This window comes from Sulfitobacter sp. SBS6 (genome assembly GCF_048285585.1).
Lineage (GTDB): Bacteria > Pseudomonadota > Alphaproteobacteria > Rhodobacterales > Rhodobacteraceae > Sulfitobacter > Sulfitobacter pontiacus.
On sequence record NZ_JBLWBA010000005.1, the window covers coordinates 98,748 to 114,022 of the forward strand.

Genomic DNA, 15,275 nt, shown 5'->3' on the forward strand with positions numbered 1-15,275 from the left:
CCAATGGCTCAGGCAATGAAAATCGCGATCGTTGATGATGAACAAGACATGCGTCAGTCGATCAGCCAGTGGCTGGCGCTTTCGGGCTATGACACAGAGACGTTCGGCAGCGCCGAGGATGCGTTGAAAACGCTGGGGCCGGATTACCCCGGTATCGTGATCTCCGACATCAAGATGCCCGGCATGGGCGGGATGCAGTTCCTGAAAAAGTTGATGGGGACCGACAGCGCGCTGCCGGTGATCATGATCACCGGCCATGGCGATGTGCCCATGGCGGTCGAGGCGATGCGCGTCGGCGCGTTCGACTTCCTTGAAAAGCCCTTTAACCCCGACCGGATGAGCGAACTGGCCAAGAAGGCCACCAACGCGCGCCGTCTGGTCATGGACAACCGCGCCCTGCGTCGGGAGCTGTCTGACGGCAGCCAGCTGATGAAAAAGCTCATCGGCGGCTCGCCCGTGATGGAGCGGCTGCGCGAGGATATTCTGGATCTTGGTCAGGCCGACGGTCACGTGCTGATCGATGGTGAAACCGGTACGGGCAAGACACTGGTAGCGCATGCGTTACATGCTGTAGGATCGCGCGCGGGCAAGAAATTCGTGCTGGTCAGCTGCGGTGCGCTAGAGGAAGACGCATTGAGCAAGCGTTTGTTTGGGCCGATGATGCCTGAAGACGCCCAGCTTCCCGCGATCGAGGAGGCTCGCGGTGGTACCTTGGTGCTGGAAGGTGTGGAATCGCTCAGCGAGACGCTGCAAGCCCGTCTTCTTAGTGCGATCAACGACCAAGGCACGCCAGCGGAAACGCGGATCGTTGCGATTTCGAACCTGCAGGAGGCGGGGCGCACCTCCGAAGATGCGCTGCGTTCTGATCTTTTCTATCGTCTGGCCGCCCTGCGCATCACCGTGCCGCCGCTGCGCCAACGGGGCGAGGATATTCTGACGTTGTTCACACGTTTGTCCGAAGAATTCGCGGATGAATATGGCTGCGAGACTCCGCAGGTTTCCGCGCAAGAGGCCGCGCAACTGTTGCAAGCGCCTTGGCCCGGGAACGTGCGCCAATTGATCAATGTGGCAGAACGCGCTGTGTTGCAGTCGCGTCGCGGGTCCGGGTCCATTGCATCACTGCTGATGTCGGACCACGAAGAGATGCAGCCGGTGATGACCACCGACGGCAAGCCGTTGAAAGAATATGTAGAAGCCTTCGAACGTATGCTGATCGACAATACCATGCGCCGGCACAAAGGGTCTATCGCCAGTGTGATGGAGGAGTTGTGCCTGCCGCGCCGGACGCTGAACGAGAAGATGGCGAAATACGGTTTGCAGCGCTCGGATTACCTCTGAGCGCCGCATTTTGCAGACAGGCTCAGCCGAGCCGCGTCTCGATCAGCTCGCGTGCTGCACCGGTCTCATCGGTGTAGCAGGTCCACGACGGGCCGCCAGGGATATCAACGATATGCTGGCCGGTCTCGACGATAGGGATGGTCGTGTTGAGCGTACCGCCCGATTTGCCGGTGTGTTTTTCCACGGCACGGATGCAACTGCGCTTGGACGGGCCCTCGGGGTCGCTGCCGCCGGTCGTGCTCATGTCTTCGCAGGCGGCAAGCGCCAGAAACGGCAGGCACAGGGCTGCGCGCAGGGAAATATGCATTCGTATCATCCTTATCTGTCTTATTTTTGTGCATCCCGTCACAGGGCTGCGGCACGGGCATAAACCCGCTGGCAAAGCTTTTCCCATAGTACCGACGCTTGTCAAGCAAGGCGGCGGGGGCGTGATACCGCTATCGGCCCCCGTATCTGCAAAGCCGCTACACGCGATTTCCCATTGTCATTTGGTGCCTTCTGCCGTTAATTGTAGATAGGGCTGTTTGCCTCTTTGGATGGCAAACCAGACCCCAGACAGTTTCGATGCCTCGGTTCCTCGGCATGTGGTGACCAGGCAGACCGATTAGGCCCTTAAAAAAGGCTCAAGAACCGCTGACGATTGCGCCGTGCCTTTGGCCGGACAACCGCAGTAAATTAATGGATATGGGGGCGCGGTACGCACCTCCCATGTCGGAGAAGAACCGCGATGACGCGCGCAGACGCCAAGAGCAGACAGACAGGCGGCCTTTTGGGCCCTGTTTTAGCCGCGTCACCCATCGCCCTGACAAGACATACCCTGCCTCGCAGCGCCCCACCGGGGCTGCTGTTTGCGCAGCTGTGCAAAATGGATTTATGCCTAAGAAAATGCTTATCGATGCCACCCACGCTGAGGAAACTCGCGTTGTTGTGGTTGACGGAAACAAGGTCGAAGAATTTGACTTTGAATCAGAGAATAAACGCCAGCTAGCTGGCAATATCTACCTCGCGAAAGTCACGCGGGTCGAACCTTCGTTGCAGGCCGCGTTTGTGGATTATGGTGGCAACCGTCATGGTTTCCTCGCCTTTTCGGAAATTCACCCCGATTACTACCAGATCCCCGTCGCCGACCGTCTGGCGCTGATGGAGGAAGAGCGTGCCTATGCTGAAGCGCAGGCCGCCAAGGAAGACGAAGACGAAAAACCCAAACGCCGGACACGCTCGCGCAGCCGCAGCAAGTCCAAGGCCGAAGACACCGTGTCCGATGACGCGACGGTCAGCAAAGACGCCGATGCCACCGACAGCGACCAGATCAACGGCATGCAGACTGTCGATCTGGACGATGAAGAAGGCTCCTCTCCGATGGAGCGGGTTGCCGAAACGCCTGTCGAAGAGCCCGAAGGCGATGACAGCAAGGCAGAGGGTGACACGCCCAAGGCCGCCAAAGCAGATGCGACAGACGCCGCAAAACCTGATGCCGATGATCAGGACGACAGCGACGACGCGGATGACAGCGATGATAGCCCCAAGGCTAAAGATGCGTCCTCCAAGGATGACAGCATCGAATCCGTGGCGGACGACGATGATCACGATGATCTGCGCACCGCGCGCAAGCCACGGCCCAAGCGCTATAAAATCCAGGAAGTCGTCAAGGTGCGCCAGATCCTGCTGGTGCAGGTCGTTAAAGAGGAACGTGGCAACAAGGGTGCCGCGCTGACAACCTATCTGTCGCTGGCCGGCCGCTATTGTGTGCTCATGCCCAACACCGCGCGTGGGGGCGGCATCAGCCGCAAGATCACCAACGCCGCGGACCGCAAGAAGCTGAAAGAGATCGCAAACGAAATTCAGGTGCCAAAAGGTGCCGGTCTGATCGTGCGCACCGCCGGTGCACAACGCACCAAGGCCGAGATCAAGCGCGACTACGAATACCTGCAACGCCTGTGGGAACAGATCCGCGAGCTGACGCTGAAATCCATCGCGCCCGCCAAGATCTACGAAGAAGGCGACCTGATCAAACGCTCGATCCGCGACCTTTATAACCGCGAGATTGACGAGGTGTTTGTCGAAGGTGAACGCGGTTACCGCATCGCCAAGGACTTCATGAAAATGATCATGCCGTCCCACGCCAAGAACGTGAAGCTCTATAGCGAAACACTGCCCTTGTTCGCGCGCTATCAGGTCGAAAGCTACCTCTCGGGCATGTTCAACCCCACGGTACAGCTGCCTTCGGGCGGGTATATCGTGATCGGTGTGACCGAAGCGCTTGTCGCGATCGACGTGAACTCGGGCCGGGCCACCAAGGAAGGCTCCATCGAGCAGACCGCGACCAAGACCAATCTGGAAGCCGCCGCCGAAGTCGCCCGCCAGCTGCGTCTGCGCGATCTGGCCGGTCTGATCGTCATCGACTTTATCGACATGGACGAGCGTCGCAATAACGCCGCCGTTGAAAAGCTGATGAAGGAAAAGCTGAAAACCGACCGTGCGCGTATTCAGGTGGGCCGTATTTCCGGCTTTGGCCTGATGGAAATGTCGCGCCAGCGTTTGCGTCCCGGCATGATCGAGGCGACGACCCAGCCTTGCCACGCCTGCCACGGCACCGGCCTGATCCGGTCGGACGACAACCTTGCGCTGTCGATCCTGCGCCAGATCGAGGAAGAGGGCACCCGCAAACGGTCGCGAGAAGTGCTGATCACCGCACCCGTGGGCATCGCCAACTTCCTGATGAACCAGAAGCGCGAACATATCGCCCATATCGAAGGCCGCTATGGCATGGCCGTGCGCATCGAAGGCGACCCCGCTTTGGTCAGCCCCGATTTCTCGCTTGAAAAGTTCAAGACCGCGACACGCGTTGTCACGCCGATCGAACATGTGGTGTCGGTTGATACCTCCATCATGGACGAGGTCGACGATCTGGATGTCGATGCGGAAGCAGATGCGGACAACGCTGATAATGAACCCACCGGCAACGGCAATGGCGGGCAGAGCCAGCACAATGGCTCTGACGATGACAATGATGGCGAAGGGAAACCCAAGCGCCGTCGTCGTCGCCGGCGGCGTCGGGGTGGCAAATCCAACGGGGATGATGCCGCCAACGGTGAAAACAACGGCGATAGCAACACCAACGGTGACAACGACGATAGCGACGCGCCAGCGCAAACCGAGGCGGATACTGCTGGTGCCAAAAATGACGCGAAAACGGATGCGACTGCAGACGCCGCTTCTGACGACGCGAAACCGCAGGACAAACCCAAGCGCACCCGTAGCCGGACCCGCAAACCCAAGGCGGATGCCGCGGCAGAAGCGACCGTAGACGCGGATGCCAAAACCTCTGAGGACGCGAAACCTGCGGAGACGACCCCTGCCGACGCGGACGCCGCCGAAGACGCGCCCAAGCCAAAGCCCAAGCGGACCCGCACGCGCAAGCCCAAGGCCGCGCCTGTCGAGGCTGCGGAAGAGGCACCCAAGCCCGAGGAAACACCTGCGCCAAAAGAGCAGCCAACCCCCGAGCCCAAGCCCGAGCCAGAGGTGACACCAGACGCGCCGACGCCCGAGCCCGCAAAGGAGCCGACGCCGATCCCGACGCCTGAACCCACGCCCGCGCAGCCGTCCCAGCCCGCCGAGGTGGAGGAAACGCCGGCACCGACCGAGGTGCCCGATAGCACCCCGACGGAAATGCCGCCCGCGCAGGAAATCCAGCCGGAGCCACCGGTCACCGAAGTACCGCAGCCCGAGGCGACCCCGCAGGCGGAGCCTGAAAAACCCGCCAAGCCCAAGCGGCGCGGCTGGTGGTCCTTGGGCGGCTAAGCAGCGCCCCTGCGCCGACATATGAAACGAAAAAAGGCAGACCTTCGCGTCTGCCTTTTTTATCTGCGGTATCCGCGGCACGTGGGGCGGCGGGACCGTTACTTTTTGCGGATCACATAGGCCTGCGGCGTTTCGTCCATCGCGGCGCTTTCAAGGCTGTGACCGGCCTCGGCACAGAAATGCGGGATGTCGATGATCGCGGCGGGATCATCCGCATGCACGGTCAGAAGATCGCCAGACGCTAATGATTGCAGGCGTTTACGGGCTTTGAGCACGGGCAGGGGGCACAAAAGCCCCGTCGCGTCGAGAAAGTTTTTATCTGTCATGATCCTCAGATAAGCCACATGTTTCAACGCGTCCACAACCTTGTGACGGGGATCACGCGCAACAGCAGGTGACGCGCCCGACAAAGCAGATTATGGCTGATGTCATGTTTGGATTTGACCTGATCGACGCGGGACTACTGCCCGCCATACTCATCGCGCTGACCGCCGGGATCATCAGCTTCCTGAGCCCCTGCGTCCTGCCCATCGTCCCCCCGTACCTCGCCTATATGAGCGGGGTCACCCTGAACGATATGTCATCGGTCGCCGCCGCGCGCCGCAAGGCTGTCATCGCGGCGCTGTTCTTTGTGATGGGGCTCAGCACGGTGTTCCTGATTCTGGGGTTCACGGCCTCGGTCTTCGGGGCGTTCTTCCTACAAAATCAGGTGCTCTTCGCGCGGCTGTCGGGCATTGTGGTGATCATTTTTGGCCTGCATTTCCTGGGCGTCTTCCGCATTCCTTTTCTGGATCAAGAGGCGCGTCTGGATGCGGGCGACAAGGGCGGCACGTCCTTTGGGGCCTATATCCTTGGGCTGGCCTTCGCCTTTGGCTGGACACCCTGCATCGGGCCGCAGCTTGGCGCGATCCTGTCGCTCGCGGCGTCCGAAGCCTCGGTCACGCGCGGCACGCTTTTGCTGGGGGTCTATGCGGCGGGCTTGGGTATTCCCTTTTTGTTGGCGGCGATGTTCATTACCCGCGCCACCCACGTCATGAACCGGATCAAGCCCTATATGAAGCTGATCGAACGCGGCATGGGGATCTTGCTGGTGGTCGTCGGTCTGGCGCTGCTGACGGGGGCGTTTACGACCTTCTCTTTCTGGTTGCTGGAAACATTTCCTGCATTGGGATCCTTGGGTTAGGCGCCTTACTCTTGCCGGAAAACCTGTTTAAGCTGCGGCGAAATACAGGGTGAACGATGGCCGAGAACATAGAGCAGACAGTCAGGACGCGACGGGTTTTCTATATCCCGGGCTATGACCCCATTCATCCGCGCCGCTACCGCGAGCTTTACCGCAAGGAAGGCAGCGCACAGGCGCGGATCTCGGACTATCAGATCGCGCTGTCGCCCAAGAAGGGCGGCGGGAACTACGGCTGGAACGTCGCCGCGCATATCGATGGCGTTGATGTAGAGGCTCAGGTCGACGTACTCGTCTGGTCCGACATCGTCCGCATCTCCATGAGCAATTCGATCCTCGCAACCTATGGGCAGTTGGTGCAGACGGCTTGGGTCTATATCGCGTCGGGTGCGCTATGGCGGTTGATGAAGCTGCGCAAGGGGCCCGTGATTGCGGCGCTTTATCCGGTAGGGATGTTGCTGCTGCAACTCCTGATCGCTGCCCTCGCGGGCAAGCTGCTGTACGCGGGGGTGACCTTCTTTGGCGGGCCTGCGTGGTTCAAGGGGATCGTCGCCGCCGCTGGCGTGGGGCTGGGCTGGCAGGTGCTGCGCTGGTTCAAGAAACACGATGGCAAGCTTTTCGCCTATTACCTGATGCATGATTACGCCTTCGGGGCCGCGACGCGCGGGGCGAACCCGCCCGCGCTTGAAACGCGCATGACCGAATTCGGGGATGCCATCGCGCAGGCGCTGAGGTCTGATGTGGACGAGGTGCTGGTCGTGGGCCATTCCTCGGGCGCGCATCTGGGGGTGTCGATCCTTGCCGATCTGATCCGCGCGGGCCGTGTCCCTGCTGACGGGCCTGCGCTGGCTTTTATGACCTTGGGGCAGGTGGTGCCGATGGTGTCCTTCCTGCGCGATGCCCACCGTCTGCGCGCCGATTTGCGCTTTCTGTCCCAATGCGAGGGTCTGACATGGGTCGATGTGACGGCCCCTGGCGACGGCTGTGCCTTTGCGCTTTGCGATCCGGTAGCGGTGTCGGGCGTTGCCCCCGAGGATAAACGCTGGCCGCTGGTGTTTTCCGCGGCCTTCACGCAATCGCTGACCCCCGCCCGCTGGAAAGAGCTGCGCTGGCGGTTTTTCCGGCTGCATTTCCAATACCTTTGCGCCTTTGATGCGCCCAAGGACTATGATTATTTCCAGATCACCGCCGGCCCGCATAGTCTGGCCGAACGCTATGCCGGACGGCCTGCCTCCCGGTCGCGCATTGTCAAACCGGTGAATAAATTCACCTCTACCGCGCCATGACGCTACCCCCCAAACCCGAGAGCCGCCCCGCGAAAGTGTCGCTTTGGCGCTATGCGCGGCTCTTTCGCCAAGACATCCTGTCGGCGCAGCCCGCACGGCTGTATCGGGCCTGGATGGCAGAGTTCAAGACGCCGTTCTTCCGCAGTTATCTGATCAACCAGCCCGATCTGATCCAGACCGTGCTCAAGACGCGCCCGGACGATTATCCCAAGTCCGACCGGATCGGCGAAGGATTGCGCCCGCTGCTTGGCAACTCGGTCTTCCTGACCAACGGGGCGATATGGAAACGGCAGCGGCGCATCATTGACCCCGCGTTTGAAGGGGGCCGCTTGCGCGAAACCTTCCCCGCCATCTGGGACGCGGCAGAGGCAGCAGCGGCACGGCTTTCCCCTCATGATGGCGCGCCGCTAGAGGTCGAGGCGCAGACCAGCCACGCGGCGGCGGATGTGATCTTTCGCACGTTGTTTTCGATTCCCATCGAACACCATATGGCGCGCGAGGTCTTTGACGAATTCAAAACCTATCAGCGCAGCCAGCCGATCCTGAACATCGCGGCCTTTGTACCCTTGCCCCGCTGGCTGCCACGGCTGTTCCGCCGCGACACGAAACGCAGCGCAGCCAAGATCCGGCGACTGATCACCGCGCTGACGAGCGAGCGGATGGAGGCGATCAAGGCGGGCACCGCCCCCGACGATCTGGCGACCAAGATCATGACCACGTCCGACCCCGAAGACGGCTCTACCTTTACCACCGATGAAATGGTCGATCAGGTCGCGATCTTCTTTCTCGCAGGCCACGAGACGAGCGCATCGGCGCTGGCATGGGCGATGTATCTGGTGGCGACCCATCCCGACTGGCAGGACCGTCTGGCCGAAGAGGCACTGGCGATCGACCAGTGCGATTTTGCGGTCATGGGCAAGCTCAAACAAAGCCGCGATGTCTTCCGCGAGGCACTGCGCCTTTATCCCCCCGTGCCGATGATGGTGCGCGAAGCGAGCTGCCCCGCGACGTTCCGCGACCGAACCGTGGCGCGTGGGGCACAGGTGGTGATCAGCCCGTGGCATCTGCATCGTCACGAACGCCTGTGGGACAACCCCGACGGGTTTGATCCGGCGCGATGGCACAGCGAGAACGGCAAGAAATGCCAGCGCGAGGCCTATCTGCCGTTCAGCGCCGGTGCGCGGGGCTGCCCGGGGGCAGGCTTTGCCATGGTCGAAGGCCCGTTGATCCTGTCGCGTATCCTGCGCGATTACCGCATAGAGGTTGTCGGCGAAAAGCCACCTGTTCCGGTGGCGCATCTGACAGTTCGTTCAAAAGACGGCATTTTGCTGCGCTTTGTCCGGCGCTAACGATATATCATCGCGGGAATAGATGCGTTAAACGAACATTCGACGGAATCAATAAGGGCCAGGATCATCATGACCACGACAGACGCACAGCGCACACAAATGGAAACAGGGCAGGGGTTTGTGGCCGCATTGGACCAGTCGGGCGGATCGACCCCCAAGGCGCTGAGCCTTTATGGCGTTGAACCCTCTGATTACTCGGGCGATGCCGAGATGTTCCAAGCCATGCACGACATGCGCGCGCGGATCATCCTGGCCGATGATTTCACCTCTGACAAAGTTCTGGGCGCGATCCTGTTCGAACGCACGATGGACAACACGATTAACGGCAAACCTGTGGCCCAACTGCTTTGGGAGGATCGCGGCGTTGTGCCTTTCCTGAAGATCGACAAAGGTCTGGAAGACGAAGCAAACGGCGTGCAGCTGCTCAAACCCATGCCCGAGCTGGACGATCTGCTGAAACGCGCGAAAGCCGCCGGAATCTTTGGCACCAAGGAACGGTCGGTCATCCAATCCGCCAACGCCGAAGGGATCGCGTCGGTCGTGGCGCAGCAATTCGCCGTTGCCAAAACCGTCTGTGCCGCCGGTCTGGTCCCGATCATCGAGCCAGAGGTGAACATCCATTCCGAGAGCAAGGCGGAAGCCGAAGACATCCTAAAATCCGAGCTCGAGAAACACCTCGCCGCGCTTTCGGCGGAGGAACTGGTGATGCTCAAGGTGACCCTGCCAGAACGCGCGGGGCTTTATGACAGCCTTGCGGATCACCCCAATGTGCTGCGGGTCGTGGCGCTGTCGGGCGGGTATTCCACCGAAGACGCCTGCGCGCGTTTGACGCAAAACCCCAAGATGATCGCCAGCTTCTCGCGCGCGCTGACCGAAGGGTTGAACGTCAAGATGTCGGATGCCGAGTTCAACACGGCACTGGGGCAGAACATCAGCAAGATCTACGACGCCTCTGTCGCCTAAATTGGAATTTCCTAAATTCCACGGGGGTTTTCTTGGGAAGAAAACGCCTAAACAATAATGCGGATCGGTTCCTGATTGCAAAAGATCACGAGCTGGCCCGCATTCTCTACAGCGTGATAACCGCGGCGTAGCAGTTCTTGCTCGAACGCGTGGCGGCCCACATATCTTTCGACATCCCTGACATTCCGCCGCACGACACACCCGCTGCGGGCGGCCTTCGAACTGAATAGGGCGAGCATCCAGCCCTCGGGCGACAATGGAGAATACTGTTGTTTGACCATGGGGGAAACTTACCCCCGCGAAGGTAAACGTTCCTTTAATGCTCGCAGCACATACACGCGGATCGCAGAGGCCAGCCCCGCTTCAACGCCGCGCTCTGCATCGATCTGCGCCACCAGCGCATTGATCGGCATGTCCATCTCTTGCGCAAGGTCGCGCAATTCCTGCCAGAATTCATTCTCCAGCGAGATCGACGTACGGTGACCCCGAAGGGTCACCGAATGTTTCACCGGCCGGGCGCTCATGTGTCGCGCTTATGGGCTTCCAGATTGCGCGAGATTTGCGCCAGACGGGCTTTCAAAACCTCTTTCTGGTCCTTGCTCTGGCCGAACTGTACCGCGTTTTCATCGGCACGGGCCTTGCGCGAGGCGCGGTTGCGCTCTTTCTTGACCTTGTTGAGGTTGATGGGGGCGCTCATTCTTTGGGTCCGATCATTTGCTCCGGCCGCACCACGCGGTCGAATGTTTCGGCATCGACAAAGCCCAAGGCGATTGCTTCTTCCTTGAGCGTCGTGCCGTTCTTGTGGGCCGTCTTCGCGACTTTGGTCGCGTTGTCATAGCCAATCGTAGGGGCCAGCGCTGTGACCAGCATCAGGCTTTCTTTCATCAGCTTGTCGATACGTTCGACATTGGCCTGTGTGCCGACAACCATATTGTCCGTAAAGGCCGAGGCGCTGTCGCCCAAAAGCTGCATGGATTGCAAGACGTTATAGCTCATCATCGGGTTGTAGACGTTAAGCTCGAAATGCCCTTGCGACCCGGCAAAGCCGACGGCGGCGTCATTACCCATGACATGCGCACAGACCATTGTCAGCGCTTCGGCCTGCGTCGGGTTCACCTTGCCCGGCATGATCGACGACCCGGGCTCGTTCTCGGGCAGGATCAACTCGCCCAGACCCGAACGCGGGCCGGACCCGAGCAAGCGCATGTCATTGGCGATCTTGAACAGCGATCCCGCCACGGTTTTCAGTGCGCCCGAGAACATGACCATCGCGTCATGGGCGGCCAGCGATTCAAACTTGTTGGGCGCGGTGACAAAGGGCAGGCCGGTGATCTCGGCCATATGCGCGGCCACGGCTTCGGCCCAGCCTTTTTTGGTGTTCAGACCGGTGCCAACGGCAGTACCGCCTTGGGCCAGTTCATAGATATCGGGCAGGCAGGCGTTGACCCGTTCGATCCCCTTTTTCACCTGATGCGCATAGCCCGAGAATTCCTGCCCCAGGGTCAGCGGTGTCGCATCCTGGGTATGGGTCCGGCCGATCTTGATGATGTCCTTGAACTCTTCGGACTTCGCGACCAAGGCGTCGTGCAGTTTTTGCAGGCCGGGCAGCAGTACATCGCGGGCCTGCATGCCGATCGCTACATGCATCGCGGTCGGGAAGGTATCGTTGGACGACTGTCCCATGTTGCAGTGGTCGTTGGGGTGGACCGGATCTTTCGACCCCATCTCGCCGCCCAGCATCTCGATCGCGCGGTTCGAGATCACCTCGTTCGCGTTCATATTCGACTGGGTGCCGGAGCCGGTCTGCCAGACGACCAGCGGGAAATTGTCGTCGAACTTCCCCTCGATCACCTCGGTCGCGGCAGCAGTGATCGCATCGGCCAGTTTCTGGTCCAGATTGCCCTGGTTCAGGTTTTCCATCGCACAGGCTTTTTTCACGACGCCAAGGGCGCGGATGATCGGCACGGGCTGTTTTTCCCACCCGATGGGGAAGTTGATGATCGACCGTTGGGTCTGCGCGCCCCAGTATTTATCGGACGGCACTTCCAATGGGCCAAAGCTGTCGGTTTCTGTACGGGTATCGGCCATGAAAAGGCTCCTGATCTTGGGCTTATGTCTGATCAGGGTTTACCTCGCTGGCCGCAGCGGTGCAATGAGCCGATGGCGCTAACCTTGGCGACAAGGCAGCGCTGACCGGTCGATTACTTGCGGAAGCTGTCCAGCGATACGATTTCGGCGGCTTTGGGGGCTTCTTCCTCGACCTCAAGCTCGCTTTCGTCTTGTTGGGGCAGGTCTTCGTCCTCGTCCTGCTGGCCGGGTTCTTGCTGTTCGAACTTCAGGCCGAATTCCACCGACGGGTCCACAAAGGTGCGTATCGCGTCATAGGGGATATACATCGGTTCGGGCGCATCGCCAAAGTTCAACGTGACCGAGAATCCTTCCTCGGTGACCTCAAGCTTGTCGTACCAATGCTGCATGACAACGGTCATCTCGCCGGGGTAGCGGTCGGAAAGCCAATCGGCCAGTTCCGCATCCGGATGAGAGGTGTCGAACGTGATGAAAAAGTGATGGTTGCCGGGCAGTCCATTGGCTGCAACGTCAAGTAATACCTGACGAATTAACCCGCGCATGGCATCGTGCATCAGATTGCCATACTCAATGCTTCGGCTCATTACTTCTCTCCGGCCTTGGTTGATGGCGATAGCATACGGCATTTCGCACCAGTGAAAAGGGGGCGCAAAAATTTATAGCAACAGGCGCCAGCAAAGGGCCAATGCAGCGCTTATCGTCATCGTCAGGACAAAGCCGAACCGCAGCCCCAGCATCAACACTCCCGCCACCCCCGTCAGCACAGCGGCCACGGGATCAAAGCTGCTCCAATCAGGGAGCGGCACTGCCAGATGCGCCATAGGCAGCACGCGTTCAAACATCACATGCAGCGCGAACCAAACCGATAGATTGGCAATCACGCCGACGACGGCGGCGGTAATCGCGCGCAAGGCCCCCGCCAGCCGCGGCTGCGCCGAGATCGCCTCCAGATACGGGCCGGCAAGGAATATCCATAGAAAACAGGGTGTAAACGTCACCCAGAGCGCCAGAGCCCCGGCCGAGACCGCTCCCCATGGCCCCGATTGGGCAAAACCTGCCAGCAGGGCGACAAACTCCGTCACCAGAATGAGAGGGCCCGGAGTCGTCTCGGCCAGCCCCAGGGCGTCGATCATCTGTTCGGTGGTGATCCACCCGTGATCCTGCACCACGGTCTGCGCCATATAGGCCAGCACCGCATAGGCGCCGCCAAAGGTCACCACCGCGAGCTTCGAGAAAAAGAGCCCGATCTTGAGCAGGAATTCATTCCCCACACCCCAGACAAACAGCAGCGGCGACGCCCATAGCGCGACCCAAAGTCCGATGACGCCGACGGGGCGGGCAGGGCGGTGATGTAGCCCCTCACTCTCGACCACGCTGCGGTGCCCGGTGGCACCAAAAGCGCCCCAAAGGCCCGCACCCAGAATGATCAGCGGGAAGGGCAGGCCAAAGACGAACAGAGCTACAAAAGCCAGCGCAGCCAGCATCCATCCCGCGCGCCCGTGCAACGCCTTCCGTCCCAGATTGCGCAAGGCTTGAAAGACCACGACAATGACCGCCGCCTTGATCCCCATGAACGCGGCTTGAACCAAGGGAAGTTGGCCGAAATACGCATAGCCAAAGGCCAGCGCCAGAATGACCGCAGCCCCGGGGAGTACAAAAAAAAGCCCCGCCAACAGCCCGCCAAGGGTGCCGCGTAGCCGCCATCCGGCATAGGTCGCCAGCTGCATTGCCTCTGGTCCGGGCAACAACATGCACAAGGACAGCGCGCGCAAAAAACCGTCTTCCGAAAGCCAGCGATGACGCTCGACCAGCTCTTTATGCATCAGGGCGATCTGTGCCGCTGGCCCCCCAAAGGACAGCACCCCGATCCGCCCGAACACACGCGCCAGCAGGCCCCATTCCGGTACACTCATATCTCGCATATGCCTCTCAACATGCCCCGCGCCAGAGGTCGCAGTACCGGCCCCCGAGGTCAAGCGCGCCCGCGGCTTCCAAATGGCAATAATCCTCGCCGAAGGCAGCGCCCGATCAGCCAGTCGCACAACGGAAGAGGTGCACGCCAGGGCCACCAAGAACGTATATACAATGACGGAGAGCTAAGTGCAGGTTTCTGTTGCCAGGTACCTGCGAACCCCGCCTTAGGTCGCTAAACGTAAGGACTTAAGTTTCAATAGTTCCGGTCGCTTACGCGGCCATCGCCATTGGAGCACGATTGTCATTTGCAATTGTACATTTTACGCCGATAACGGTGGCAGTCAGCCGAGATAAAGCAACATCTTTAGACGTTCGTCGATCCTATTTCGACCCCATGATCCGCAAATGACGGATGTTTGGTGGAGTCGCCGGGTACCGCCCCCGGGTCCGAACCGCTTATTACATGCGCGTTTATACCCATAGTCCCGAAGGACACCCCAGATATAAGGGGCGTGATTAGCTTTGCAAGGGGAAAGCTTTGAAAACGAAAGGTGACCCGCGGGCTATCGGGCCGCGTCACTCTGTTTGCTGCGGCGGGCAAAGACGGTGCGGGCGAGGGCCTGGGTCTCTTCCTCAAGCAGGGTCAGCCCTTGGGCGGCGGCACCGGCGTCGCGGGCGGCGATCGCCGTGGCGATGTCACGATGGCGCGCGACGATGGCGTCGCGGGACCATGCGGTGAAGGTGATCATGTTCATCAGCGGCTGCATCGCTTCGACCGCACCGGCGAGTTGATAGGACAGCACCGGATTGCACGCGCCATCGACCAGCGCGCGGTGAAATGCGACATCAGCCGCGCAAAAGCCCGCGTCCGACAGATCGGGGGCAGATTGCGCGGCAAGCGCGTTTTGCATCGCGTCCAGATGATGATCCTGCCTGCGTGCCGCCGACAGGGGGGCGCAGGCGCGCTCTAGCGCGAAGCGGGCCTCGCAGGCGGTCTCGAAGCTCACGTCGTTCATCGACAAAAGCAGGGTAGAGGTGGTGATCTGCTGCGCTTGGGCGGCTTCAAAGCTGATGCGATTGACGAAAGCGCCGCCCGTTGCCCCCCGTTGGGTACGGATCAGTGATTGTGCCGCCAACCGCTTGAGCGCCTCGCGCACCGTCGCGCGCGAGACGTTGAATTGCGCCGACAGCTCCGCCTCGGAGGGGAGGCGTTCGTCTACAATCAGCACACCCTTGATGATGGCATCACGGATGTTCGCGGCAATATGGCTGGACAGATCAGAGGCGGTTTCTGGCGTGGAATTCATATGTCTTACATTTATGGTTTGGAAAAACTTTAATTGTCTGACATTAATT

General features: G+C 60.3%; 15 protein-coding genes and 1 other RNA gene. 6 read left to right on the forward strand and 10 right to left on the reverse strand.

The features are described 5' to 3' along the window. Window positions 1-3: 3 nt before the first annotated feature. Window positions 4-1,338, forward strand: coding sequence for a sigma-54-dependent transcriptional regulator (locus ACNQ62_RS03860; RefSeq protein WP_009824697.1), 1,335 nt, complete (start codon window positions 4-6; stop codon window positions 1,336-1,338). 22 nt (window positions 1,339-1,360) lie between these two features. Here ACNQ62_RS03860 and ACNQ62_RS03865 read toward each other — a convergent pair whose 3' ends face one another. Further along, window positions 1,361-1,645: a hypothetical protein gene (locus ACNQ62_RS03865; protein ID WP_009824696.1), complete on the reverse strand. Its 285-nt coding sequence runs from the start codon at window positions 1,643-1,645 to the stop codon at window positions 1,361-1,363. Between the two features lie 566 nt (window positions 1,646-2,211). Between ACNQ62_RS03865 and ACNQ62_RS03870 the strand changes: the two genes are divergently transcribed. Beyond that, a complete protein-coding gene (locus ACNQ62_RS03870) occupies window positions 2,212-5,139 on the forward strand; it encodes an Rne/Rng family ribonuclease (protein WP_418094254.1) in 2,928 nt (975 codons plus the stop codon). Window positions 5,140-5,237: 98 nt separating this feature from the next. On the opposite strand, the gene ACNQ62_RS03875 is transcribed toward ACNQ62_RS03870, so the two are convergent. Beyond that, window positions 5,238-5,465 (reverse strand): sulfurtransferase TusA family protein, encoded by a 228-nt coding sequence (locus ACNQ62_RS03875; RefSeq protein ID WP_037945031.1) that lies wholly within the window; start codon window positions 5,463-5,465, stop codon window positions 5,238-5,240. A gap of 104 nt (window positions 5,466-5,569) precedes the next feature. Here ACNQ62_RS03875 and ACNQ62_RS03880 point away from each other — a divergent pair, with 104 nt between their 5' ends. From ACNQ62_RS03880 to ACNQ62_RS03895, 4 genes are all read left to right on the forward strand, one after another. Beyond that, window positions 5,570-6,322, forward strand: coding sequence for a cytochrome c biogenesis CcdA family protein (locus tag ACNQ62_RS03880; RefSeq protein WP_037945030.1), 753 nt, complete (start codon window positions 5,570-5,572; stop codon window positions 6,320-6,322). Between the two features lie 56 nt (window positions 6,323-6,378). Continuing rightward, window positions 6,379-7,605: a hypothetical protein gene (locus ACNQ62_RS03885; RefSeq protein WP_037964423.1), complete on the forward strand. Its 1,227-nt coding sequence runs from the start codon at window positions 6,379-6,381 to the stop codon at window positions 7,603-7,605. Beyond that, window positions 7,602-8,954, forward strand: coding sequence for a cytochrome P450 (locus ACNQ62_RS03890; protein WP_418094255.1), 1,353 nt, complete (start codon window positions 7,602-7,604; stop codon window positions 8,952-8,954). Before ACNQ62_RS03885 ends, ACNQ62_RS03890 begins: the two co-directional genes overlap by 4 nt. Before the next feature lie 69 nt (window positions 8,955-9,023). Then, on the forward strand, window positions 9,024-9,917 hold the full coding sequence (locus ACNQ62_RS03895) for a fructose bisphosphate aldolase (RefSeq protein ID WP_009824690.1): 894 nt from the start codon (window positions 9,024-9,026) through the stop codon (window positions 9,915-9,917). Window positions 9,918-9,964: 47 nt separating this feature from the next. Here ACNQ62_RS03895 and ACNQ62_RS03900 read toward each other — a convergent pair whose 3' ends face one another. From ACNQ62_RS03900 to ACNQ62_RS03935, 8 genes are all read right to left on the reverse strand, one after another. After that, complete coding sequence (locus ACNQ62_RS03900) at window positions 9,965-10,198, reverse strand: hypothetical protein (RefSeq protein WP_009824689.1); 234 nt, start codon at window positions 10,196-10,198, stop codon at window positions 9,965-9,967. A 9-nt stretch (window positions 10,199-10,207) separates the two neighbouring features. Next, window positions 10,208-10,441, reverse strand: a complete 234-nt coding sequence (locus tag ACNQ62_RS03905; RefSeq protein WP_009824688.1) for a ribbon-helix-helix domain-containing protein — start codon at window positions 10,439-10,441, stop codon at window positions 10,208-10,210. Further along, window positions 10,438-10,614 (reverse strand): DUF4169 family protein, encoded by a 177-nt coding sequence (locus tag ACNQ62_RS03910; RefSeq protein WP_005853675.1) that lies wholly within the window; start codon window positions 10,612-10,614, stop codon window positions 10,438-10,440. The genes ACNQ62_RS03905 and ACNQ62_RS03910 overlap by 4 nt, the downstream gene beginning before the upstream one ends. Beyond that, a complete protein-coding gene (gene fumC / locus ACNQ62_RS03915) occupies window positions 10,611-12,005 on the reverse strand; it encodes a class II fumarate hydratase (RefSeq protein WP_005853673.1) in 1,395 nt (464 codons plus the stop codon). The genes ACNQ62_RS03910 and fumC overlap by 4 nt, the downstream gene beginning before the upstream one ends. A 113-nt stretch (window positions 12,006-12,118) precedes the next feature. Further along, on the reverse strand, window positions 12,119-12,589 hold the full coding sequence (locus ACNQ62_RS03920) for an SspB family protein (protein ID WP_005853671.1): 471 nt from the start codon (window positions 12,587-12,589) through the stop codon (window positions 12,119-12,121). A gap of 72 nt (window positions 12,590-12,661) precedes the next feature. After that, window positions 12,662-13,918, reverse strand: a complete 1,257-nt coding sequence (chrA, locus tag ACNQ62_RS03925) for a chromate efflux transporter (RefSeq protein WP_418094256.1) — start codon at window positions 13,916-13,918, stop codon at window positions 12,662-12,664. A gap of 186 nt (window positions 13,919-14,104) precedes the next feature. Beyond that, window positions 14,105-14,451: a transfer-messenger RNA gene (ssrA, locus tag ACNQ62_RS03930) on the reverse strand. A 31-nt stretch (window positions 14,452-14,482) separates the two neighbouring features. Continuing rightward, complete coding sequence (locus ACNQ62_RS03935) at window positions 14,483-15,226, reverse strand: FadR/GntR family transcriptional regulator (RefSeq protein WP_132996559.1); 744 nt, start codon at window positions 15,224-15,226, stop codon at window positions 14,483-14,485. Window positions 15,227-15,275: the final 49 nt, after the last annotated feature.

What these genes read in the sequence shown, in the direction of transcription:
- ACNQ62_RS03885 (WP_037964423.1), top strand. Translation starts at nt 6,379, where the DNA reads ATGGCCGAGAACATAGAGCAGACAGTCAGGACGCGACGGGTTTTCTAT.
- fumC (WP_005853673.1), bottom strand. Translation starts at nt 12,005, where the DNA reads ATGGCCGATACCCGTACAGAAACCGACAGCTTTGGCCCATTGGAAGTG.
- ACNQ62_RS03860 (WP_009824697.1), top strand. Translation starts at nt 4, where the DNA reads ATGGCTCAGGCAATGAAAATCGCGATCGTTGATGATGAACAAGACATG.
- ACNQ62_RS03870 (WP_418094254.1), top strand. Translation starts at nt 2,212, where the DNA reads ATGCCTAAGAAAATGCTTATCGATGCCACCCACGCTGAGGAAACTCGC.
- ACNQ62_RS03875 (WP_037945031.1), bottom strand. Translation starts at nt 5,465, where the DNA reads ATGACAGATAAAAACTTTCTCGACGCGACGGGGCTTTTGTGCCCCCTG.
- chrA (WP_418094256.1), bottom strand. Translation starts at nt 13,918, where the DNA reads ATGAGTGTACCGGAATGGGGCCTGCTGGCGCGTGTGTTCGGGCGGATC.
- ACNQ62_RS03880 (WP_037945030.1), top strand. Translation starts at nt 5,570, where the DNA reads ATGTTTGGATTTGACCTGATCGACGCGGGACTACTGCCCGCCATACTC.
- ACNQ62_RS03905 (WP_009824688.1), bottom strand. Translation starts at nt 10,441, where the DNA reads ATGAGCGCCCGGCCGGTGAAACATTCGGTGACCCTTCGGGGTCACCGT.
- ACNQ62_RS03935 (WP_132996559.1), bottom strand. Translation starts at nt 15,226, where the DNA reads ATGAATTCCACGCCAGAAACCGCCTCTGATCTGTCCAGCCATATTGCC.
- ACNQ62_RS03910 (WP_005853675.1), bottom strand. Translation starts at nt 10,614, where the DNA reads ATGAGCGCCCCCATCAACCTCAACAAGGTCAAGAAAGAGCGCAACCGC.
- ACNQ62_RS03895 (WP_009824690.1), top strand. Translation starts at nt 9,024, where the DNA reads ATGACCACGACAGACGCACAGCGCACACAAATGGAAACAGGGCAGGGG.
- ACNQ62_RS03890 (WP_418094255.1), top strand. Translation starts at nt 7,602, where the DNA reads ATGACGCTACCCCCCAAACCCGAGAGCCGCCCCGCGAAAGTGTCGCTT.
- ACNQ62_RS03920 (WP_005853671.1), bottom strand. Translation starts at nt 12,589, where the DNA reads ATGAGCCGAAGCATTGAGTATGGCAATCTGATGCACGATGCCATGCGC.
- ACNQ62_RS03900 (WP_009824689.1), bottom strand. Translation starts at nt 10,198, where the DNA reads ATGGTCAAACAACAGTATTCTCCATTGTCGCCCGAGGGCTGGATGCTC.
- ACNQ62_RS03865 (WP_009824696.1), bottom strand. Translation starts at nt 1,645, where the DNA reads ATGCATATTTCCCTGCGCGCAGCCCTGTGCCTGCCGTTTCTGGCGCTT.